15 protein-coding genes are annotated in these 22,352 nt (G+C 64.7%); 1 reads left to right on the forward strand and 14 read right to left on the reverse strand.

From position 1 onward, the window contains the following. Positions 1 to 3: 3 nt before the first annotated feature. Entirely contained in the window at positions 4 to 921 is a 918-nt protein-coding gene (locus HU749_RS12615) for an ABC transporter permease (RefSeq protein WP_079301256.1), read from the reverse strand. Between the two features lie 83 nt (positions 922 to 1,004). Beyond that, entirely contained in the window at positions 1,005 to 2,525 is a 1,521-nt protein-coding gene (locus HU749_RS12620) for an ABC transporter substrate-binding protein (RefSeq protein ID WP_186652177.1), read from the reverse strand. Between the two features lie 187 nt (positions 2,526 to 2,712). Between HU749_RS12620 and HU749_RS12625 the strand changes: the two genes are divergently transcribed. Next, on the forward strand, positions 2,713 to 3,630 hold the full coding sequence (locus HU749_RS12625) for a LysR substrate-binding domain-containing protein (RefSeq protein ID WP_186652175.1): 918 nt from the start codon (positions 2,713 to 2,715) through the stop codon (positions 3,628 to 3,630). Between the two features lie 50 nt (positions 3,631 to 3,680). On the opposite strand, the gene HU749_RS12630 is transcribed toward HU749_RS12625, so the two are convergent. The 12 genes from HU749_RS12630 to HU749_RS12685 are packed head-to-tail and all read right to left on the reverse strand — an operon-like array spanning position 3,681 to position 22,337. After that, the gene (locus tag HU749_RS12630) at positions 3,681 to 5,042 is read right to left on the reverse strand and encodes an isochorismate synthase (RefSeq protein ID WP_186652173.1); all 1,362 of its coding nucleotides are present in this window, start codon (positions 5,040 to 5,042) and stop codon (positions 3,681 to 3,683) included. Continuing rightward, entirely contained in the window at positions 5,039 to 5,347 is a 309-nt protein-coding gene (locus HU749_RS12635) for an isochorismate lyase (protein WP_018605337.1), read from the reverse strand. Before HU749_RS12635 ends, HU749_RS12630 begins: the two co-directional genes overlap by 4 nt. Beyond that, positions 5,344 to 6,102, reverse strand: a complete 759-nt coding sequence (locus tag HU749_RS12640; protein ID WP_186652171.1) for a thioesterase II family protein — start codon at positions 6,100 to 6,102, stop codon at positions 5,344 to 5,346. The genes HU749_RS12635 and HU749_RS12640 overlap by 4 nt, the downstream gene beginning before the upstream one ends. Beyond that, on the reverse strand, positions 6,099 to 7,697 hold the full coding sequence (locus tag HU749_RS12645; RefSeq protein WP_186652169.1) for a (2,3-dihydroxybenzoyl)adenylate synthase: 1,599 nt from the start codon (positions 7,695 to 7,697) through the stop codon (positions 6,099 to 6,101). The genes HU749_RS12640 and HU749_RS12645 overlap by 4 nt, the downstream gene beginning before the upstream one ends. Then, entirely contained in the window at positions 7,690 to 8,409 is a 720-nt protein-coding gene (locus HU749_RS12650; RefSeq protein WP_186652167.1) for a VOC family protein, read from the reverse strand. Before HU749_RS12650 ends, HU749_RS12645 begins: the two co-directional genes overlap by 8 nt. Then, positions 8,406 to 9,551 carry a Gfo/Idh/MocA family oxidoreductase gene (locus HU749_RS12655; RefSeq protein ID WP_186652165.1) on the reverse strand — a complete coding sequence of 382 codons (1,146 nt, stop codon included), beginning with the start codon at positions 9,549 to 9,551 and terminating at the stop codon, positions 8,406 to 8,408. The genes HU749_RS12650 and HU749_RS12655 overlap by 4 nt, the downstream gene beginning before the upstream one ends. Next, positions 9,548 to 11,260, reverse strand: coding sequence for a class I SAM-dependent methyltransferase (locus HU749_RS12660; RefSeq protein WP_225919162.1), 1,713 nt, complete (start codon positions 11,258 to 11,260; stop codon positions 9,548 to 9,550). Before HU749_RS12660 ends, HU749_RS12655 begins: the two co-directional genes overlap by 4 nt. Continuing rightward, positions 11,260 to 12,291, reverse strand: a complete 1,032-nt coding sequence (locus HU749_RS12665; protein WP_186652163.1) for a class I SAM-dependent methyltransferase — start codon at positions 12,289 to 12,291, stop codon at positions 11,260 to 11,262. Before HU749_RS12665 ends, HU749_RS12660 begins: the two co-directional genes overlap by 1 nt. Then, on the reverse strand, positions 12,288 to 13,391 hold the full coding sequence (locus HU749_RS12670; protein ID WP_186652161.1) for a saccharopine dehydrogenase NADP-binding domain-containing protein: 1,104 nt from the start codon (positions 13,389 to 13,391) through the stop codon (positions 12,288 to 12,290). Before HU749_RS12670 ends, HU749_RS12665 begins: the two co-directional genes overlap by 4 nt. Continuing rightward, a complete protein-coding gene (locus HU749_RS12675) occupies positions 13,385 to 15,130 on the reverse strand; it encodes an ABC transporter ATP-binding protein (protein WP_186652159.1) in 1,746 nt (581 codons plus the stop codon). Before HU749_RS12675 ends, HU749_RS12670 begins: the two co-directional genes overlap by 7 nt. Next, positions 15,127 to 16,866, reverse strand: coding sequence for an ABC transporter ATP-binding protein (locus tag HU749_RS12680; protein ID WP_186652157.1), 1,740 nt, complete (start codon positions 16,864 to 16,866; stop codon positions 15,127 to 15,129). Before HU749_RS12680 ends, HU749_RS12675 begins: the two co-directional genes overlap by 4 nt. Next, entirely contained in the window at positions 16,863 to 22,337 is a 5,475-nt protein-coding gene (locus HU749_RS12685) for a non-ribosomal peptide synthetase (protein WP_186652155.1), read from the reverse strand. Before HU749_RS12685 ends, HU749_RS12680 begins: the two co-directional genes overlap by 4 nt. Positions 22,338 to 22,352 lie beyond the last annotated feature (15 nt).

Raw genomic sequence — 22,352 nt, forward strand, 5'->3', positions numbered from 1 at the left:
CTCCTAGCGCACGCGAATGCGCGGGTCGAGCAGTGCGTTGAGCACATCGGCCAGCAAGGTGAGGATGATGTAGATCACTGCGATGAGCAGGACCACGGCCTGTACCACCGGAAAGTCATCACGGGCGATGGCGTCCCAGGCGAGTTGTCCGATACCTTGCAGGGAGAACACGGTTTCGATCACCACCGAACCGCCGAGCATGAAGCCAAATTCCACCGCCGCCAGGGCGACGACCGGAATCAAGGCGTTGCGCAGTGCATGCTTGAACAACACGCGGGCAGGGCGCAGGCCCTTGGCGCGGGCGGTGCGGATGTAATCGGAACTGAGCACATCGAGCATGCCGGCACGGGTCAGACGCATGATTGCCGGCGTCGCGTAATAGCCCAAGGCAATCGCCGGCATGACGAAGTGCAGCATCGTCGAGTTGCCGGACACCGGCAGCCACTTGAGCGTCACCGCGAACACCACGATCAACATCAGCGCAAACCAGAAACTTGGCATTGCCTGACCCAGTACGGCAATGCTCAACGCCAGGCGGTCAATCCATGTGTCGCGTTTGACTGCGGCCAGCACCCCAAGCGGAATCGCCACCAGCAGTGCAATGCCCAATGCCATCGCTCCCAGGCCGAGGGTGATTGGCAGGCGGTTGACGATCAGGTTGTAGACCGATTCCTGAAAGAAAAAAGAGTTGCCCAGATCCAACCGCAGCAAATCGCCCAGCCAGTTGAAGTACTGGGTCGGCAGCGGTTTGTCCAAACCGTACTGCACGCGGATCTGTTCGATCTGTTCGCTGCTGGCTTCCGGTCCGCCAATGGCAGTGGCCAGGTCACCGGACAGGTGCAAAAGAGAAAAGCTGATCACCGACACGGTAACTGCAACGCAAAATGCGATACCCAGACGGCGTAGAAGGAATCCAAGCATGGCAAGTTTCCTCGTATCCATTGGCTGATATGTGTGGGGCGTGCCGTAGCGCGGTTAAAACCGCGCGTCACGGCACCTGTCGATTACTTCCAGCTGGACAGAACGAAACGCGGTAGCTCATCCGGGTAGGGCGTGAACGCCAGGTCGGAGGTATAGGCGTAGTTCATCGAGTAATTGAACAGCGGCGCCCAATAGGCCTGCTCGCTGATGCGCTGCAACGCCTTTCGGTAGTTGTCCTTGCGCACTTGCGGGTCGAGGGCGTTGTCGGCGGTCTGCAACCAGCCCTGGACCTGCGGATCCTTGATGTTGTCGTCCGGGTTGCCTTTGAACCAGGTCCCAGCGGACGCCGATGTGTCGAGAATCGAGAACGAACCCCAGGCCTGGAACGATATCGGCACTTTGCCGCCACGTTGTTGGTCGCGCAGGGCGGCGTACTTCAAGTAGCGCAGCTTGGCATTGATACCCACGGCACGCAGGTTGCCGATGATCGCTTCGACGTAATCACGGTCGCGGTAAGCGAAGATTTCTGTCTCAAAGCCATTCGGATAACCGGCTTCAGCGAGCAGCGCCTTGGCCTTGGCTGGGTCATGGTTGTAGACCGTGGCTGCCGTGGTGTCGCAACCGAACTGCCCCGGATAGCAGGCGACTTGCAAGGGTTTGGCTTCGCCGCCCACCAGTTGTGAGGCCAGTGCATCGCGGTTGATGGCGTGGTTGATGGCCTGACGCACCTTAAGGTTTTTCATCGGTGAGTTTTCAGTCGAGGTGCCACGAGCATCGAGGATCAGGAAACCGATGCGCATGGTTTCGCCGCTGGTCACGGTCAGGTTCGGCATGCTCTTGAGGTTGACTGCCTGGTCTGGTGCGACGCGCCAGGTCCAGTCAACACCGCCGGTCATCAGCTCGGCCAGACGGGTTTCCGCATCAGGGATCACTCGGAACTTGAGGTGGCCGATATGCGGTTGGCCTTGTGGGCTGTCCTTGAAGTAGTCCTTATTGAGCGCCATGGTCACGCCTTCGCCCGCCACTACTGACACAGCTTTATAGGGACCGGTGCCAATCGGTTTACGACTGAATTCAGCCAGGCCGACTTTCTCGAAATACGTTTTGGGGAACATCGGTACGGCGTTGGACAGGTATTCCAGTGCCGCGGGAAAAGCTTTTTTCAAATGCAGGCGGACGCTGTAGTCACCGGTTTTTTCAGCGCTTTTGATCCAGTCGACGTTTTGCACGGTAACGACTTTCGCTTCGGGCGACACCACGTAGTTGAGGGTGAACACCACGTCGTCGGCGGTGAAGGCGTCGCCGTTGTGAAATTTGACGCCTTTGCGCAGCTCAAAGTCGAGGGTGGTGTCGTCGACCTGTTTCCAACTGGTGGCCAGCATGGGTTTGTATTCGCCGCTGGTGGGGTCGCGGTAGATCAAGTTGTCCCAGATCAGCCGGCCGAGAATCACCCCTTCGCGTAGATCGTTGTGGTAGGGGCTGATGTTTTCAGGCTCGCTGTCGGAAGCGTAAACCAGGGTGTCGTTGGCTTTACCGGCATGCGCCGGAAAACTGCTGATGAGGCCCATCAGCGCAAAACTGCAGGCGAAACCTTTGATGCCCATGCCGTCGTCTCCGTTGGCGAGAGTGGTTGAATCAAAGGGCAGCGAATCGCAAATGCGGTAAACGAGGAGGAGAAGCTCAGGCGTAGTTTTTTTTGGTCTGGACACGAATGTAGGGAAAGGCTATCAATGCCACAAGCACAATCTTTCGATACTTGCTTTGCCGAAAAGGCAATCCTCGGGGGCTCCGATGCAGCTGTATGGCGTGCAATCCACGGCGTTGCGCTATTTTCTGGAAGTCGCGCGGTGCGGATCGATCAGCGAAGCGTCGGTGCGGCTCAATGTTGCAGCGTCAGCGGTAAGCCGACAGATTTCCAAGCTTGAGTTGGCCCTGGATGCCAGCCTGTTTGAGCGCCGTGCCCGAGGCATGGTGCTCAGCGAGGCGGGGGCGCGACTGGCGGCCTACGCGCGCAAGTCGCAGCTTGAGGCCGAGCAGGTGGTGCTGGAGATCACCGAGTTGCATGGCTTGCAGCGGGGCCATGTGCACGTTGCCTGCTCTGAAGGGTTTGCACTGGAATACATGCCCAGGAGCATCAGCGCGTTCAGGCGTGAGTATCAGGGCATTCATTTCACCTTGGAGGTGTGTGCGCCTGCCGAAGCGACCGAGAAGGTGCGTTCTGGCGAAGCCGATCTGGCGATGACCTTCAGCCTGACGCCGCAAAAGGAGATCAAGGTCGAACATGTCCTGAGCGGGGCGATTTTTGCCGTGGTCGCCAATTCCCATCCCTTGGCCGGGCGTGAAGCGGTCAGCCTCGCCGAGTTACAACCCTGGCCCATTGCGTTACCCAAGGCCGACACCACGATACGGCAACTATTCGACATCTGTTGCGGGGTACAGGGGTTGTTGTTCGACCCGGTGTTGACCACTAACTACGTTGCCGCGCTCTATAGCTTCGTCCGCGAAGAGGGCGTTATCAGCCTGGCCAGCGAAATGACCTTGCAAAAGCAGGTGGCGGACAAGGTCCTGCAGTGCGTGCCGATCCTTGACGAAGGCATGCAGGCACGCCGCATCGAACTGCAAAGCATGGCTGGGCGCAATCTACCGGCAGCGGTGTGTGCCTTCAGGGATTTTCTGATTGCGGACCTGGCGAAAGCGAAGCGTCTCTGAAAAGAGGCGCTCTGTGCGGTTCACGCAAGGCACATTGCGGTGGTGCTCCGTTAGCCTGAGAAGAGGCGTAATGCTTGCTCCATGCTGGCCAGCTTGATTTGAGTTTCCTCATACTCATCGGCCGGTCGGGATCCATGAACAATCCCGCAGCCTGCAAACAAATGGCAATGCTGGGGCGTAATCAGTGCCGAACGCAGGGCCACCAGGAAGTCTCCGTTGCCCCTTGCGTCCAGCCAGCCCACGGGCGCCGCATACCAGCCCCGATCAAAACCTTCGTGACGCCGAATGAAGCTCATGGCTGCGGCACCTGGCAAACCTCCTACGGCTGGGGTGGGGTGCAAGGCCTGGATGCCGTCCAGCAAGCTGCGCCCCTCTTCAAGTCGGGCGCTGATGGGGGTGCTCAAATGCTGCACCGTGGCCAGTTTCAGCAGTTCGGGGCGGGTTTGCGCTTGCAGTTCGCTGACGATGCCACTCAAGCCTTGCAGGATGGTCTGCACCACCAATTGGTGTTCGTGCAGTTCCTTGGGGTCCGCTAACAAGCCTGTGCCCAGTTGCTGGTCTTCTTCGGACGTTGGGGCGCGCCGAGCGCTACCGGCGAGGGCATGGGTGCTCAGGCGGCCTTCCTGGCAGCTGAGCAGTCGCTCCGGGGTGGCGCCCATGAAACAACTGTCTCCCCGGTGCAGGGCGAACAGGTGGGAATGGCTGCGCCGGTCATGCAGCCGGCGCATGACCGCGCCGCTGTCGAGGGTGGCGTCCAGCTGATATTCAATATGGCGGGCGAGCACCACTTTGCTCAGCTCGCCGCTATCGATGGCCTGCAAGGCGTTGGCGACTTTGGCCTGCCACTGCGGCGCTGGCAATGCGTTGTGTTCGATCACCTGGGGGGCAGACGCAGGGGAGTGTTGAGGCGCGAAAAGCTGTGCGTAAGCGGCAAGACTGTTGTGTGCCAGTACGGCTGGATCGCTGCCGGGTTCTACCACGCATTGGCAACGCAGCCAGCGGCCATGGTTGTCCTCACTGAGCAACCATTGGGCCAGGTGAAAACTGGCATCGGCAAACGGTGCCCAATGCGGGGTACAAGGTTGCTGCGCGTCGAAACGCATGCCGCCCAGCAGCAGCGGTGGATGGGGACCGTCGATCACCGCCTCGGCACACAACGCGAACCATTGATGGTTGACGTCGGTCAAGCGCTGGCCCCCCGCGGCTTCGATCTGCCAGGCGCAACCCAGGCCGAACAGTGTCAGGTCCGGCGAGTGAGCGCGCCAGAAGAAGCCTTGCCGGTGCGCCTCGTAGAGTGCCAAGGGGTCGAGGGTCGGTGCGGGGTGCGAGCTCACGGCGACGACGGGGCGCTGGTACTTCAGCGCGAGCTGGTGCGCGGCTTCGAACACGTTCAATAAGGTGGCTTCGTTCATACCGCTTCGCTCTTTTTTTGCAGCCAGAACGCCGTTTGTTCCGCGATGTACCAATGGATGATCTGGTTGAACAGGCCCTCGATGAATTCACCGTCCAACCCGACCTCCTGCGCCCATCGCCGGCGCTGTGGCAACATCGCCGCGACGCGGTCCGGTGCGGCAATACTGGCCTGGTCGGGCTTGAACGACGAGGCCGCCTTGACGTATTGCATACGCAGCCCCAGGGCGTCGACGATCTGCCGGTCGAGGGTGTCGATGGCGTGACGAATGTCCGGCAGGCCGGTGCAGTGTTCCGGGGTTTTCATAGCAAGTCTCCTTGAAGGTAGGCCGTGCGTTGCAGCAGGTGATGGATCACGGGGCGCGGCTGTTGCTTGAGGTAAAAATGATCGCCGTCGAACAGGCGAATATCCGGGGCGTGCTCGCTCAGGTCTGCCCAGGCGTGGGCCTGGTCAAGACTGACTTCGGTGTCTTCGCGAGCCAGCAGCACGTCGATCGGCGCCGCCAAGCGGTCGAGCCGGGTGGGGCGCCAGGTTTCGATGGCCTGGTAGTCACTGCGCAAGGTAGGCAGGAACAGTGTGCGCAGCTGCGGGTTGGCCCATAGGTCTGTGGCCTCGGCGTCCTGGCGCAGAATGTCGGCGATCAGTGCGTCGTCGTCCTGGCGATGCAGGTCACTGGACGGTTGCCGGTGCGGTGGCGGATGGGCCGAGACAAACACATGTTCGGCACCGACGCCCGCCGCCTCCAGATGCACACCGACGGCGTAGGCCAGCGCCGCGCCCATGCTGTGACCAAACAGCCACAGCGGGCCGGCGGGCAAACTCAACAGCGCCTGGGTAATACGTTCGGCCAGACTGGACAGACACGGAATATGTGTTTCGTTGAACCGTTCTTCACGTCCGGGATACTGCACGGCCAGGAGGTCGATATCCCCCGGCAGATGCGCCAGCCACGGGCGAAAAAAGCTCGCACTGCCTCCAGCATGTGGCAGGCACACCAGGCGGGCCCGGGCTTGTTCACCTTCACGTAGCACGCGCAACCACGGGGATGTTTCACCACTCATAAGGCGTGCACCTGTTCCGCCAGGGCCTTGCGGTTGACCTTGCCCAGGCGCGTCAGCGGGAACTCGCGCAGCACCTGCAAGCGATCCGGCAGTTTGTAGGCGGCCAGCCCACGCTCGCGCAGCCAGGCGTTGATCGCTCCCAGCTCGACGTGTTCGGCGTGGGCCAGCACACAGGCGCAACTGCGCTCACCCAGCAGTTCATCGGCCAAGGCCACCAGGGCTACATCGCGAATCAACGGATGGCCCAGCAGCAGATTCTCGATTTCCTCCACCGGAATTTTCTCGCCGCCGCGGTTGATCACATCCTTGGTCCGCCCCTCGACGATCAAATGGCCCTCGGGCAGACGCCGCACCAGGTCGCCGCTGCGGTAGAAGCCGTCGGCGGTGAAGGCGCGCAGATTCTGTTCGCCGGCGTTGTAGTAACCGCGAATGGTGTAGGGGCCACGCACCAGCAGTTCGCCCACGGCGCCTGGCGCAACCGGTACGTCATCGGCGTCGACGATGCGGATCTCGTCATCGGCGGTCAGCGGCAGGCCCTGGGTTTCGAAGATGCGTGCTTGCGGGTCATCCAGTGGGGTGAAGCACAGCAACCCTTCGGCCATGCCGTACACCTGTTGCAGGCCACAGCCCAGGGCCGGACCGATGCGCGCGGCGATCTCGGCCTTGAGCCGCGCGCCACCGACCTGCAGCCATTGCAGGCTGCTCAGGTCGTGGTCGGACCATTGCGCCATTTCCAGCCACAGCAGCACCAGCGGCGGGATCAAAGCGGTGTGGGTGATGCGTTCGCCCTCGATCAGTTCGAAGGTGGTGTCGGGGCTGGGTTCCGGCGCCAACACGAGGGTAGCGCCGACACTGAACACCCCGAGTGCACCGGGTGAGGCCAGGGGGAAGTTGTGCGCCACGGGCAACGCCGCCAGGTAGCGGGTGTGGCTGTCGAAGCCGCACGCCCGGGCTGCCAGGCGCGCATTGCAGGCGTAATCGTCATGGGTGCGCGGGATCAACTTGGGCAGGCCGGTGGTGCCGCCGGACAGCAGCAGCACGGCGACTTCCCGTGAGTCTGGCGCGGACAGCGGACGAGGGTCAGCAACGCAGTCGGCCAGAGACACGAATTCCTCGGCCGCCCCGACCACCCAGACCTGTTGCAGGCTCGGCGCCTGTTCACATAGGGTGCGCGCCAGCGGCCGATAATCGAAGCCCAGGTGCCGATCGACAATCACATAGGCCACGGCCTGGCTCAGTTGGGCCAAGTGGAGCAGCTCATGTTCGCGATGGGCCGGTAGGGCGAACACCGGAATCACGCCCAGGCGCAACAGGGCGAACGTCAGGCTGAAAAACTCGGCGATGTTCGGCAGTTGCACCAGCACCCGCTGGCCGGCGCGCAGGCCCCGGTCGGCGAGGCCGGCGGCCAAACGGTCGGCTTGCAGGTCGAGTTCGGCGTAACGCCAGCGCCGATGCCCGTCCACCAGCGCCTCTTTGTGCGGTGTGCGCTGCGCCTGCTCGCGCAGCAATTGGCCCAACGGCACGCCTTGCCAGTAGCCGAGTTCGCGATAACGGCGGATAAAGTCGTCGGGCCAGTCGGTGCATCCATCAAGCATGGCAATCTCCTTGAGCGATCGGGCAACCCAGCAAACGGGCGCCGTGCAGAATCAGCGGGTGCGCCAGGCCGGCGATTCGCACCGCCTGTACGCCGGTGTATTCGGCCGGCTGGATACGCAGCAACGGGTCGTCACCGGTCAGCAGGCTGAGGGCGGTGTGGTCGGCGGGATGTACGCCCAGGTGGATCGCCGCCAAGCCCGTTGCGCCGTTGGGATGAATCATTTGGGGCGGATGCTGGGCCGGCTCATAGGGCGTGACCAGGAAGGGCAGGCGGTCGTGGCGCGGGTAGACGAAACGAAAGCGCGTCTGGCGGCCATCAGCGCAGGTACGCCGCCAGTTCACCGTCCGGCCCATGGCCACGCCGCAGTCCGTCAGGCCCTTGAGGCGCGGCGCCAGGGCGGGGGTCTCGCACAGCAGCGCCAGGTCGCAGAACCCTTCGCCCTGGGCGGCCCAGCGCAACATCCGTCGCCCGGCGCCACGGCCGGCCAGGCAGTCGATGGGCCACTTGAATAGCCAGGCGTGGCGCGGTGTGGTGAGCAATTCGATGATCGGCCCCTGGCTGAACCAGATATGCGCGTGTTGCGCGCGGGCTTCGGCAGTGGCGTAGGTGACTTCGAAACCGGCAGCACGAAAATTCGCCACGGCCTGGTGCAAGTCGCGCACCCATAGCAACACATGGCTGCAGGTGGAGGAGGATTGAGCAGTGTTCAAAACGGCAGCGCTCCGAGCAGTTGGGCGGTGGCGTCACCGCAAGGGGGGTGCACGGCGTCGGCCAGGGCCTGAAGTTCAGCCAGCGGCAGCGGGCGGGGCACTGGCGGCTCAATCAAGGCGGGCATGCCGATCAGGTTGTTCATTTCGCGCCAGGCCATGGACACCTCGGTGGCCCAGACGCCGCTGCGCAGGCGCCGCGACGGCTCGTCGATGTCGCGGCACAACTCGTCCAGGGCGACGCTGACCGCGTCGGGCCAGACCTGGTTGAACACCTGCTGGTAGCTCTTGGGCACCTGCGGATCGAGCAGCACTATCGTCGGCCCGGCCAGCCGCTCGCTGCCGGGACCGGCCATGATCAGGCGGTCGGTGCTGTCCCTTAAGGCGTGCAGGCGCGGGTTCCACAGCACCGGGCCGTGGGTGTCGCCCAGGCTAAGCACCCCGGCTTCACAACCGACTTCGAGGCGATGCAACAGGAACGAGTGGTTGTCCGGGTCCTTGGGGTGCACCTGGTTCTGCACCCGCAAGCTGATCGGTACGCCGTTGAAGCGGGCGTCGAGCCGCGTGAAGGGTTGCTCTGCGACCGTAGGGGTCGGTGCCGCGAACACCCAGGGCCGCAGACCACCGGTCAGGCGCCCGAGAATATCCAGTAACGGGTAGGCCACCTGGCTGTTGCAAGCGGCTTCGATATACGCCAACCCCTGTCGATCGCGCAGGTAAGCGGCCACGGCGAGAAAGCGGCGGATCGCCAGGATATTCGGGTACAGCGTATTCACCGCATAGGCGGCCTGGCCCTGGCGCGCGGCCTGCATGCACGCGGCGATTTCGCGGTGGTGCACCGGGTGTTCCTGCAACACGTGGATGCCTCGGCGCAGAAATTGTTGGGCCAAGTCACCGCCGGCACCACCGGTTGCCCCGGAGCGCACCACCACGCAGGCGATATCGACATCATCCGGCACCTGTTCGACGGTCTCGTACAGCGTCACCCCATAATGTTCGGCGCAGGCCTTGGAATAGGCATTGCCGCGGGACAGGATGCCCACCAGTTCGTAGCGGTCATGGGCGCGGGCCAGGGCTTGCAGGTAGATGCGGCCGAACGCGGTGCCGGCCACGATCACGCGTTTGCGCGCAGGAGCACCATTCATGAGCAGGTCTCCGGCAGGCGAGCCCACAGGGCCAGCGTGTGGTTGTCGGGTAAATGGTCGGGCAGTTCGAGGGTCAAGGCGGGCTCTTCGAGGTGTGCAGACAGTGCCGCGCGGCTCAGGCGATGGACGGGCACCTGGGCGGCGAAGATGCGATGACCCAGGCGCGCCAGTGGGTGCCCGGCGGCGGGCAAGCTACGGTTGCCCTGGAACCCGGTCCTGGCCAGTGCGGTTTGCCACTGCGTGAGGTCCAGGAAGGTGGCGCTGCTGAGCTGACGTTCATCGTTGGCCTGGTTGAGCATGAAGGCCTGGGAAGCCATCACCCAGAATTCCTCCTGCGTGGGTTCGCTGAATACCAGCCAGCCGCCCGGCTTGAGCAAGGCGAGCAGGGTCGCCAGGGAGCGTTCGGTATCGCGGGCGGCATTGAGCACGCCACCGGCGACGATCAGGTCCCAGCTCTGGCTGCGGTAACCCTGGGCGAGGGCGGGGCGATCAATGTCGAACACGCCATGGCGGACCCACGGCCAGGCTTGCAAACGCTCGGCGGCCTGCTCGCTGAAATAGCGCGACACGTCGGTGCACAGGTAGTCCACCGAAGCCTCGGCCAAGGCCGGTAGCACGGCCTGGGTGGTCGACCCGGTGCCGGCACCGACTTCAAGCACGCGCAACCGGATGCCGGCTGGCTGGCGTGCGGCCCAGGCACCGACCCAGTGGGCCACCGCGCGGTGCTGGTACTGGGCCGCCAGGCTTTCGCGGTACAACGCCGCCGCGCGGTCGGTGCGCCCCTCGGGAAACAACAGGTGCACGGCCGCACAGTCGCCGCGCATCAGCGCCGGCAGTTGGCGCGCATTCGCCTGCGCATATTCGAGAGTGCCGCTGCCGCCGGTGTTGCGTGCCCAGTCCAGGGTCAACTGCGCCCAGATGTCCTCCAGGGCGGCGTCGCTCCAGGCGCTGGCGTCAAGGGTGGGATGCAATCGGGTGCCTTCGCGGCGCAACAGGCCTTGCCCTTGCAGCACGTCCAGCCAGCGTGCGATCAGCGACCGGTGACCCGGCGCGATACCCGCGTGAGCCAGACCCTGGGCCACATCATTCACCGGTGCCGGCAGCAGGCCGCAATGGTCCAGACCGTTGAGCATCGACAGCAACGCGGCGTGGCCCAACCGATCATTGAGCCGTACCGCTTCAACAAGTCGCTCGGTGGAAAACTGCCGGTCGAGGGCCGCTTCAGTGGCATCAAGGTAGTCCTCAACCCATCCTGTCTCACAAGGATGAGGTACAGCGAACAAGGTCTGGCCGTGCAACGCGACGCTGCTCACAGCGGGGTGCCCAAGGGCTCGCTCGCGCCAGCGTTGCTGCTCGAGCTTGACGCTGGCCAGGTCGCGCCATTCCCCGAGGGCGTCCGTGAACCCCTGGACGCTGCAATTGAGCTGCGCCGCCGCCCGCTCGGCGAGTTGCCAGTCGCCCGGTTGCGCCGTGACGAACAACACCTGTTCCAGGTGGCTCAGGTCGGTCAAAGGCAGGGCGGGAAAGTCCAGCAGCCTTTCCAGCTGTTCGGCGTTCATCACCGCCACGGCGGGGCGCTGGCGTTCGATGACGGCCAACAGACGAGCCGGGGAGCGTTGATGAATGCCCAGGTCGGTCAGGGCAGGCAAATGCCATGGGAACGTGCCGACGGGCAGCTCGATCAGCAGGGTGTCAACGTTCAGCGTCATCATGAAACTCCTATGGCGTGAAACAAGCGCTGCCCGGCGGCCGCCAGCGGGTCGGTTGCCGCGGGCCATACCTCAAGCAACTGGAAACCCTGGCTCTGCAAGGCCTGGCGCCATGCATCGGGTGTCATGAACGCCTCATCCGTACTGCGTAACGGCGCATTGGCGGGCGGTGACAGCAGCAGGTGCATGAAGGTCAACATCGCCGGGTTGTCCGCGATGGACTCACTGAACAACAAGCTCCCGCCGTCCCGCAGGCAGGTGCGAATCTGCCCGAGGCTGCGGGACAAATCGCGGGCGTTGTGCAGCACATTGCCGGCGATCACCAGGTCTTGGCTGCGCGCCTCGATGCCTTGCTCGGCGAAGTCGCGGTCCAGGTCGAGCAAACCGAAGTGCATCCCCGGCTCCAGGCGAAACTGGCGCTGGGCCGCGCCGCTGAAAAGCGAGCTGATGTCGGTGAAGCGATAGTTCTTCTCGCGTGCTTGCAGCGCGGCCAGCACGGCGTGGGTGGTGCAGGCGGCGCCAGCGCCCAACTCCAGCACCCGCAGCCGATCGCCGTGGGCACTGACTTCGGCTGCACGTGCGGCGAGGGCCTGATTGATCGCCGTGGTGAACAGGTTGTGCTGGTAGGCACCCAGCACCGCGACGGGGTCACCTGTTTGCAACAGCAACGGCGCCAGGGCGAGTTGATCGCGCAACAGGTCGGGCAGGCAGTCGATGACCTGGTTGTGCAGGGGCGCCATGCTGGTCGGGAAGCCCAGTTCGGCGTATAGCCGGGGCAAATTTTCGACTGCGGCTTTGGGTGGCGTGCCTTGCCAGGCAAGGCGTTCAGCGGCTTCGCACAGCGCACCGGCACGGCTCAGGGCCGCCAGCCAGCGCCGCACAATCCAGGCATGGCGGGGGGCCGTGCCCAAGGCCTGGTTGATTTGCCCGGCGCTGCGCCAGACCTGCAACGGCAAGGCCTGGGTGTGCAGCAGTACCTGGGCCATCACCCCCAGGCTCACGTGTTCAAGTTCATTCAGGGCGATGTTCATAGGCAACCTTCTTCAACGGTATGCAAGTGATCGAGCGGACCGTCCAGCAGGTTCAACGCACGGATCGCCGAGGTGCGTTGCAGGCGTTCAAGGCTGGCGGTGGGCGGCAATGCCTGGGCGGCGTAATGGCAGCCGGCACGGATTTCATCGTTCGCCACGCTGACCACCGTGGTGGCGGCCATTGCACCGGTCAGCGCTGCGTTGCCTGCGCCGCTGAGGACCAGGCTGCGGGTGCGCGCCTGGTCCTCCCACAGCCCGTCGAGTTGCAGCAGCAACGTGACGAAGGGGGGCTGGCCGCTGAGGTCCAACCGGCTGGCCTCGCACAATCGCTGCACGGCTTCGATACGTGACAGGCTGTGGGCCAGGTCCAACGCCTTGAGCACATGTCCGTCGGTGATCACGTTGAACCAATGGCCGACATTCAGGCGCAGGTCCATGGCCAGGCGTTCGCCTTCCTGATTCAAATAGGGCAGTAAGTGAACCTGGCCGGGGAAGCAGGGCAGCAGCACGTCTCGGCTGCGGCGCAGCGCCCTACTGCAGCGGCCGTTGTACCAGGCCGCCAGGGGCTCGCTGGTGCCATCTACCGCCCCTTGCAGGAAGTCGTCGGCGGCCACCGCGGTGAATTGGTCACGCAGGCCGAAATAGCTGGTCAGTCCCAGGACCTGGGTAAATGCCTGCTCGGCCAGCCAACGCGGAAGCAAACCGGTGAGCCCCGGTTGCAGGCCGGCACCGAGGACGGCACAACGGTTGCGCCACTGGCTGGGCTCGAGCGTCATGTCACCGGCGGCATCCACGTAATGGGCATTGGTTTGCAGCGCCGCCTGGGCGGCACGGTCCGCCAATTGCCAGGAGGGGCCGGCGCAGTTGAGCAGCACGTCGCAGCCATCGGCGAACCCGGCCAGGGCGGGGGCATCATTGAAGTCCACCGCTGTCCATTGCAGGTGTGCATCGGGCCATTGCTGCTGGAGCGATGCCAGGCAGCGGGCACCGTTGCGTGGGGCACGCCCGCCCAGGCGCAGCTCGTTCACGCCCAAGCTCAACAACGCCCGAGCACTGGCCAGCCCGACATCGCCACTGGCACCCAGCACACCGATCAGCATGGTTGGGCCTGCGCGTTCAGACGCCAGCCGCCGGCGCGCTGGCGGTCACGCCAAAAACCGCCGTAACGCCCGTCGAGGGCCAGCAGTTGCGGGTGTGTGCCAGCTTCCACCAGACGACCTTCATCCAGCACCAGAATCTGGTCGGCGGCCATGATGGTCGGCAGGCGATGGGCGATGACCAATACCGTCGAGCTTTGCTTCAGGCTACGAATGGCCGTCTGTACGAAGGCTTCGTTGTGCGGATCCAGTGCCGCGGTGGCTTCATCCAGCAGCACGATCGGGGCGCGTTTGAGCAACGCCCTGGCCAGGGACACCCGCTGGCGCTCGCCACCGGACAGTGCCGCGCCGCCTTCGCCCACCGGGGTGTGCCAGCCCTGGGGCAGGCGCGCGACAATTTCATCGACGCCGGCCAGCCGCGCCGCTTCAGCCACCTGCTGCGCAGTGGCGTCCGGCCTACCGACACGGATGTTGGCTTCGAGGCTGTCGTCGAACAGGTAGACGTCTTGCATCACCAGCGACAGTTGCGCCATCAAGGCTTCGTTGGACAGTTCGCGTACATCGACACCGCCGACCTTGACGCGGCCCTCGGTCGTATCGAAAAAACGCATGAGCAGGCGCGTGACGGTGGTCTTGCCCGAGCCTGAGGCGCCGACAATCGCCGTCATCGAATGGGCCGCTGCAGTGAAGGTCAGGTCGCGCAGCACCGTCGGGCCGCTGGCATAGGCGAAGTTGACGTGTTCGAAGGCAAAGCTGCCGGGGGCGGTCAACGGCTGACTGATAGCGGGTTGCGGCAATGGCGACTCGCGCAGGATGCCCACCAGTTGGTCCAGGTCATTGCCGGCCATGCGCAACAGGCCGCTGCGCGCCGCCGCCTCGGCCAGTGGCCCGACAAATCGTGCCGCCAGGGCGAGCAGGGCGATCAGTTGGATGGCGTCGATGTCGCCTCGCGCAGCCAGGGCGATGCCCACGCCTACCAGCAGCGCGAAGGCCAGTTGCACGGTCAGGCCGCCGGCGAGCAATCTGGGAAAGGTCTGGGCCAACATCGAACCGCCGGCCTGCTTCTGCGCCAGGTTGGCCGCCTGCAAGGGCGCGTAGCCCTCCTGGGTCCGGCCAAAGGCGCGCAGCACTTGCTGGTAGCGGGCGAATTCCACCACGCGGTTACCGGCGAGGGTCGCGGCGGCTTCGACCCGGGCATCGTTACGGCCAATGGCAGCGGCGGACCCGTGATGGGCGAAATAGATCAGCGGCGCGCAGAACACGGCGGTCAGGCCCAGGCGCCAGTCGAAGATGAACAAGGTCAGGGCGACCGTGGCCGGTACCACCACCCCGGACACCACCGGTCCCAGGTAATGGGCAAACAAACCGGTGACCATCAACGTGCCGCTGGTGGCACTGCGCGACAGGCGCCCGACTTTCTCCGAGTTGAACCAGCCCAGGGGCAGGCTGGCCAGGTGTTGGCCGAGGCGATCATGCAAAGTGGTCAACACGACCAGCGCGAGGGCAAAGCCCTTCATCGCCTGCTGGTAATGGGCAAAGCAGGTCAGCACGACCATCGCCGCCAGGCCGGCCAGCCAAGCCGTCGCCGTGGATAGATCACCGGCAAACAGCGCGTGGAGGATCGGCACCAGCAACGCGACGGCCAGCCCTTGCAGCACGGCGCTGGTCACCAGCCACGCGAGGTATCGATAGAGGCGTGTGGCGTGAGCCGGCCCCAGTAAAGTGACAAGACTGTGGATCACAGGGACATCTCCAACTCGGGAACGGAGGTCTTGGCGCCGGCGCGCCAGAGGTGGGCATAGGCGCCGTTGGCCTGAAGCAGGGCTTCGTGACGACCGCTTTCCAGCACACGGCCCTGATCGAGGACGACGATCTGGTCCACACCGCTGATGCTGGCTAGACGGTGCGCAATTACCAGCACCGTGCGACCCCGGGCCAGGGCCGACAGGGCGTCCTGGATCAACGCCTCGGATTCGGGGTCGGCGTGGGAGGTGGCCTCGTCGAGGATCAGCACGGGCGTGTCGGCCAACAGCGTGCGGGCGATGGACAGGCGTTGTGCTTCACCGCCGGAGAGAATCGCATCCTCGCCGATCACCGACTGATAGCCCCGGGGCAGGGCCTGGATGCGCGGGTGAATCTGCGCCGAGCGAGCCGCCGCCTCCATTTCTGCATCGCTGGCGTCGGGACGGCCCAGGCGCAGGTTATCGGCCACGGTCCCGTGCACCAGTTGCGCGTCCTGCAAGACGAAACCGACCTGCCGGTACAGCTGGCGCGGATCGATTTCCCGCACATCGACGCCACCGACCCGCACGCAGCCAGCGTTGACGTCGTGAAAGCGCGGCACCAGTTTGGCCAGGGTCGATTTGCCCGCGCCGGACGCGCCAACCAAGGCCGTCACGCTGCCGGCCGGGCAGTGCAGGTCCACGCCGTTAAGGATCGGGTGTTCGGGGTCGTAGCCGAACTGCACGTGTTCAAAGGTGATGTCGCTGCCCTGGGGTTGCTTGCCTACATTCGGCGTGGGCAGCTCTTCAACCTTGAGCAGCGCTTCGACGCGGTCGGCCGCCGCCAGGGCGGTGCGTTGGGCTGTGAGGCTCTGATTGATCACCAACAGCGACTGCGGAATCACAACCGCCACCAAGGTTTCGGCGAACAATTGCAGCGGCGTGATCCAGCCTTCGGCCAGCAACAGGCTGCCCACCCCCAGGCTCACCAACAGAATCACCGGGACACTCAAGGCCATCGAGGAAAACGCTTCCAGGCGCAGCAGCGGTTTGACCCAGCCGGCGTATTGCTCGCTGAACTGGTTGACCGCCTGCTGATAGCTGCGATGAGCCTGGCCCACCTGCCCGAATGCCTTGACCACGGCAATGCCGTGGACAAACTCGACGATGGCGGCGCTGACTCGGCTCATGCTCTTGTCCAGCAACTGCATCTTGGCGCCGAAGCCGCGCATCATCAGGGCGTAGGCCAGCGCATAAACCGGCAATGTCAGCACCGCCAGCAATGCCAGGCGCCAGTTCAACGTGACCAGCCACACCAGCCCCGCCAGGGGGGTGATGACTGCCGCGGTGAGTTCCACCGCATGGTGGGCGACCAAGTGATGCAGGTCTTCAAGATCGTCCTGCACCACTTTGCGCACCGCGCCCGAGGTGGTGTCGGTGTACCAGCCCAGGGGCACGCGCCCCAGTTTGCGCACCATGGCTTCGCGCAGGTTGGCCTGCAGGCGATGGTCGGCCAGGTGTGTCAACCACAGGGCCACGCCGTTGGCCATCCAACCCAGGCTCAAGGCGATCACCACCAGCGCTGCCCAGCGCCACAAGGCCTGGGTGTCGACGCTGCCAGCCAGCAGCAAGCGACCCAGCTCGGTCAGGCCGATAAAGGGCACCAGGTTGACCAGCGCGCCGACCGCGGCAAACACCACGCCAATACGGATCAGGCGGTTGACCGGGCGTTTCAGAGTATCCAGGGCGGTGGTCATGAGTTTTTCCGAAGGGCGTCCAGCAGGTGCGCGGTGACGATGTGGACGTGGGGCGGTTCGATCACACTGAAGTGGTTGCCGGGCACGTCGATCAAGTCGAACCGCCCCAGGCACGCGTCTTCCCAGAACGGTGCCGCCAGGTGGCCAACGCCGCCGGTGATGCCAAACGACTGCTGCTCCAGGCAGCGCAGGTAGGTCATGTTGCCGAGGAACGGCGGCGGGTCGAACCGTGCCGCGCGCATGCTGTGGCGGCACACGCGAAACAGTGTCGGCACCAGTTCAGGGCCGATGGGCACCCCAGCCTGTCCCGACGCCAGGCGCGCGTATTCGGCCAGGCGTTGTTCCTGGCTGCGCGCCGATTGTTGTTGCACCGCCAGCGCCAGGGCTTCAAGGCCCGGGTCGCCGCTCAAGGAAGCCATGGCCCCGGCCGGCACGCGGCGATTGTCACGGGCCATCAGCAGGTCGATGGCGCGGTACACGTCGTAGTCTTCGATGTGTGCGCCAAACACGGTTTTGACCGGGTCCAGGTTCAGGTTGGGCACGAAGATCGCCTCGTAGGCCAGCTCTTCGTCGGTGTCGATGAACATCGGAATGCTGTCGATCAGGCTCAGGTCCACCACGTCCATGCCGCGTTCGAGCAAGCGCCGGGCGACCTCGGTGGCGAGCAGCCCGCCGAGGCAGTACCCGATCAACTGGAAGCGCTGGTGACCGTCGGCGATCAAGCGTTCTGCATAATCCTGGGCCACGCTTTCGATCAGGCGCTTGGGCTCCAGGGCCAGGTAGCGCTCGGTGTCGGCCACGGCAAAGCCGATCACCGGCCCGGCCTGTTGCTCGGCCAGGGCGCGCCCCAGGTGCTGGAAGTAATCCAGGGTGCCGAGGGCCGCATGGAACATCACTCGCACCGGGCCGACCTCGCCACCGCCGAACGGCACCACCAACGCATTGCTACTAGATGAACGCTGGGCTTCGCCGCTCGCCGCAGCGGTGGCCGGCGTGGTTTCGCCATGGTTGAGCAGGCGCGCCAGGGCGGTGACATTTGGCTCGTTGAGCATTTGCCGCAGCAGCGTGTCGTAACTCAAGCCCTGGGCTTGGGGCAGTTGTTCACGCAGTTGACCGGCGACACGGGCGAGGATCAGTGAGTCCGCGCCTTTTTCGTAGAAACTGTCGTCGGCGCCCATCTGGGTCAACCCCAACGCCTCGGCCCATAGCCGACACAGCTCGGCGGTGAGGGGATCGCTCGGCGCCGCCTGGCCAGCAGACACCTGTGCATCGGCAGCGGGGCGCAAGCCGGCCAGGGCCTTGCGATCGACCTTGCCGTTGGCGGTCAATGGCAAGCGGTCGAGCACTTGCAGGTGCGCTGGCAGCATGTAGTCGGGCAAGCGCTGCGCCAGGGCGCGACGCAGGCTGTCGACATCCAGGCGCTGGAACCCGGCCTTGAAACGGGCGGCGAACACCTGCATGCCGAGGGCGGCCAACGGGTGATCCGCCTGGGGCAGGATCGGCAGGCATTCACCACCAAAGGCCTTGATCCGCGCCTGCCAGGTCTCGGCGTTGTGCAAACCGCTACGGCCCAGGTCGTGGTTGCCGTTGGCCGGGGTCATCATGAAGCCCTGGGTCAGCAGGATTGGCGGCCATTCACCGGTGGGTTCGCTGAACACCAGCCAGCCACCGGGGCTGAGCAATTCGGTGATCTGACCGAGGGCTTTGTCGATGTCCTTGACGCTGTTGAGCATGCCCGCGCACAACACGATATCGACGCTGTTGCTGGCCAGCCCTTGGGGACGAATGTCCAGGTCGATGTCCAGCACGCCGTAGCGCACCCAGGCGTGCTCGGCAAAACGTTGCTTGGCCGCCGGCAGGAAAAAAGCGGTCATGTCGGTGAACAGGTAATCGACTTCCAAGCCATCGAGCAGGCCGATCACTGGCGCGCTGGTGGCGCCGGTGCCGGCGCCGATTTCCAGGATACGCAGCGGGCCGTCGCCGTCATGGTGAGTGGCGAGGCGGTTGATCAGTGCCGCGATGCTGTGATTGTTGTAGCGCGAGACGGCGTCCCCGCCGTACAGCTGCAACGCCAGGTCCTGTTGGCCTTGGGGAAACAGCAGGTCGAACGGGTTGACCTCGCCCTTGAGCAGTTGCGGCAACTGCCAGATATGGTTGAGCTGGTAGTCGAACAGCGCTTGGCTGCACAGCCCCGAGGCGATGACCTGTTCCACCCGACCCCAGGCAATCGCCGGCTCTGGCGCGGGTTGCGCCAGTCGATAGCGCGATTGTTCGAGTCGCAACAGGCCCGCCTCGCACAGCGAGCCGAGCCAGCGGCGCACCAGCCAGTGATGGCGCGGCTGTGCCTGCAGGGCGTTGAGGATGGCTGGGGCATCGGGTTCGGCCAGCGCGCCGCTGAACACCCCGGCCTTGAGCATCACCTCCAGCATCGAGCTCAATGCCGCGACACTCAGGTCTGCCTGATAATCGCGTACGTGTTGTGCGTCAAACGTGCCGACCTGGCTGTCGGCATAACGATTGATCGTTGTGAACAAGGACGCGTCCGGCAGAGGGTGGGGCGCTGTCCGCGCCGCGGTGACGAAGGCCAGCAGGCTACGCTCGCTGCGCTCGTCACCGGTGACCAGGCTGATTGCGCTGTCGACGCCGGGGGTGGCGAGCAATGCGGCGTCGATCTCGCCCAGTTCAACGCGATGCCCGCGGATCTTGATTTGGCCGTCTTCACGGCCAAGGAACTCCAGCTCGCCACCCGGCAGGTAGCGACCACGGTCGCCCGTACGATACAGGCGCTGGCCATCCACGGGATGAGCGAAGAACCGCGCCTCGCTCAGTGCCTGGTCGCCGAGGTAACCCTGGGCCAGGCCGGCGCCGCTGATGTACAGGTCGCCGGGCACCCAGGTCGGGGCGTCGCGCCATTGGCTGTCGAGCACGCGAAAGCCCTGGTTGGCCAAGGGCAGGCCATAGGGAATGCTGCGCCACGCCGGGTCAATCGCGCCGATTGGGTGCAGGTTGGACCAGATCGAGGCTTCGGTCGCGCCACCGAGTCCCACCAGGGCCAGGCCGGGCAAGAGCTGTTGAAGTCGCGGCGGCAGGTTCAGCGCGATCCAGTCACCGGACAACAACGCCAGGCGCAGGCTGTCCAGTGGCCGGGGTTCGGCATGCAGGTAGTGGGCGAGCATGTGCAGTTGCGCAGGCACCGAGTTCCACAGCGTCACCTGGTGCCGCTGCACCAACTCGGCCCAGTGCGAAGGGTCGGCGCCGCGCGCCGGGTCGGGCAGCACCAGTGCGCCACCCACGGCGAGTGGTCCGAAGAGGTCGTACACCGACAGGTCGAAACTCAGCTGTGCCAACCCCAGCACGCGGTCTTTGGCGCTGAGTTGAAAGCGGCGGTTGATGTCTTGCACGGTATTGAGGGCGGCGCGATGGCTGATCATCACGCCTTTGGGATCGCCCGTGGAGCCGGAGGTGAAGATCACGTAGGCGAGGTCATCGGGACTGCCGTCGACCGCTTTGAAGTCGGCCGATGCGAGCGCCAGTTGATCCACCGCATGCCACTGCAACCCATCAGGCAGCGGTGTATTGGGCAAGGCGTGGGACTGGCCGAGTACATGACGCACCTGGGCGCTGCGCAGCACGCGGTCGCGGCGGGCGGCCGGGGCGTTGCTGTCGAGTGGCAGGTAGGCGGCCCCAGCGAGCAATACACCATAGGCCGCCACGACCTGGTCGAGGCCTTTGGGCATGAGGATCGCCACCGGCTCCTGGGCGGCGCAACCGGCCTTGCGCAGGGTGGCGGCGACGGCGAGGGCGCGTTCGACGAGCGCGGCATAGGTCAGGCTGCCGCTGGCGTCGATCACCGCCAGCGCCTGTGGAGTTTCAGCGGCCATGGCCAGCAGGCCGTCCTGCAAGCGACCGGTGGGCAGCGGCGCGGCGGTGGCATTCGCCGCCAGGCGCTCACGCTGTTGCCAGGCCGGCAGGGGCACGTGCATCGGTTGTTCCCAGGCGACCGGGTCCACGAACAATCGCTGCAACTGAGCCAGGAACGCCTGCTGCATGTCGTTGACCAAACCGTCGGGGAACACGCCTTGGCGTACGTCCCAATGAATGTGCAAACCGTGGAGGTCATCCATCACCTGGCAGTCGAGGGTGACCTGCGGGGTCTGGGTAATGCCGTGGCCCACCCGGCGCTGGCTGGCCGCCAGAGGTTCGATCGCCAGGCCAATGGCGCTGGTGAACACCACTGGCATGGCCGCGGCTTCACGGCCCCGACGGCGGCCGATTTCACGCATCACTTCAATGCCGGAAAACAGCCGGTGCTCCAGGTCGGCAAACAGTTGACTGCCCAATTGCCGGGCCTGCTGGGTGAAGTCCTGGCCTTGAGGATCGTTGACCTGCAACAGGCTTACGGAGGTGAAGTCACCCACCAGCCGATCCACCTGCGGGTGCAGCGGCAAGCGGTTGAGCAGTGTCAGGTTGAGGCTGAAGGCAGAGCGCTGGCTCCAGCGCTGCAGGGTTCCGACATAGGCGGCGAGCACTGCAATGGAAGGGGTCAGGCCGTGTTCGCTGGCGGCCTTTTTCAGGGCGCTCCATTGTTGCTGATCGAGCCGGGCCGAGTGCCGCTGGAAACGCGGTACGGTCGTGTCTTCGCCGCTCAAGGGGGCAGGCAGTTGTGGCGCGGCGGGCAAGTCGTCGACGCGCGCCAACCAATACTCGCGATCGCGTTGATGGCGACTGCTTTCGAGTAAGCCACGCTCGGCCAGCAGATAGTCGCGGAAGGTGATGTCCAGGGGCGGCAGGGCGGCTTGGGGATCGTCCAGCAACTGCTCCAGCTCATTGAACAGCAGCTGTGCGCTGGCCCAGTCGGCAATCAGCGAGTCCATGGAAAAATGCAGGGTGTCGCCGCTGTCGCTGCGGCTCAGGCGCAATTCGAACAACGGCCATTGATCGGTGGGGTAGAGCTTCTGTTCCATGGCCTGGCGGATCTGTTGCACGGCGTGCTGATGCTGGTCACTTGTGGCGCCGCGCAGATCGGCGACGGCCAGCGGGTAATGGGCCACGTTGGCCAGGACCCGTTGCGAACCCTCGCTGGCGATCACCGCGCGCAGCATGTCGTGACGCTCGATCAGACGGTTCCATGCTTGTTCCACCCGGTGTGGATCGAGCACCGGCCAGCTCAGTTCCAGGTAACCGTGGCAGGCCACATTGCCGTAGCCAAACGAAGATTGGCGGCCCAAGAGGTAGGCGTTCTGCACATCGGTGAGCGGGAAGGGGGCGTGGTGGTTCGCCGGGTCGGCCTGAACCAGCGGCTGTTGCTGTATTTCGAGCAGGTGCAGGATCTGTTGTTTGTGCTCGCGCAGTTGTGCCAGGCGCTCGGCATTGAGCAGGCCTTGGGGCGCGCGGAATTTCAGTTGTCCGTCCTGGGGCCAGAGTTCGACGCCCAGGGACTTGAGTTCACTTAGCAGTTTGGCGGCGGGCATGGGTACAGCTCCTGG

Origin of the sequence: Pseudomonas ogarae, from assembly GCF_014268695.2 — a bacterium.
Classification (GTDB): domain Bacteria; phylum Pseudomonadota; class Gammaproteobacteria; order Pseudomonadales; family Pseudomonadaceae; genus Aquipseudomonas; species Aquipseudomonas kilonensis.

Bases quoted from the DNA above. Each gene is read 5' to 3' on its own strand.
- HU749_RS12640 (WP_186652171.1), bottom strand. From the start codon at position 6,102: ATGAGTGGTGAAACATCCCCGTGGTTGCGCGTGCTACGTGAAGGTGAA.
- HU749_RS12680 (WP_186652157.1), bottom strand. From the start codon at position 16,866: ATGACCACCGCCCTGGATACTCTGAAACGCCCGGTCAACCGCCTGATC.
- HU749_RS12670 (WP_186652161.1), bottom strand. From the start codon at position 13,391: ATGCTGATCGGTGTGCTGGGTGCCAGTGGCGATGTCGGGCTGGCCAGT.
- HU749_RS12655 (WP_186652165.1), bottom strand. From the start codon at position 9,551: ATGAATGGTGCTCCTGCGCGCAAACGCGTGATCGTGGCCGGCACCGCG.
- HU749_RS12665 (WP_186652163.1), bottom strand. From the start codon at position 12,291: ATGAACATCGCCCTGAATGAACTTGAACACGTGAGCCTGGGGGTGATG.
- HU749_RS12645 (WP_186652169.1), bottom strand. From the start codon at position 7,697: ATGCTTGATGGATGCACCGACTGGCCCGACGACTTTATCCGCCGTTAT.
- HU749_RS12625 (WP_186652175.1), top strand. From the start codon at position 2,713: ATGCAGCTGTATGGCGTGCAATCCACGGCGTTGCGCTATTTTCTGGAA.
- HU749_RS12660 (WP_225919162.1), bottom strand. From the start codon at position 11,260: ATGACGCTGAACGTTGACACCCTGCTGATCGAGCTGCCCGTCGGCACG.
- HU749_RS12685 (WP_186652155.1), bottom strand. From the start codon at position 22,337: ATGCCCGCCGCCAAACTGCTAAGTGAACTCAAGTCCCTGGGCGTCGAA.
- HU749_RS12620 (WP_186652177.1), bottom strand. From the start codon at position 2,525: ATGGGCATCAAAGGTTTCGCCTGCAGTTTTGCGCTGATGGGCCTCATC.
- HU749_RS12630 (WP_186652173.1), bottom strand. From the start codon at position 5,042: ATGAACGAAGCCACCTTATTGAACGTGTTCGAAGCCGCGCACCAGCTC.
- HU749_RS12615 (WP_079301256.1), bottom strand. From the start codon at position 921: ATGCTTGGATTCCTTCTACGCCGTCTGGGTATCGCATTTTGCGTTGCA.
- HU749_RS12635 (WP_018605337.1), bottom strand. From the start codon at position 5,347: ATGAAAACCCCGGAACACTGCACCGGCCTGCCGGACATTCGTCACGCC.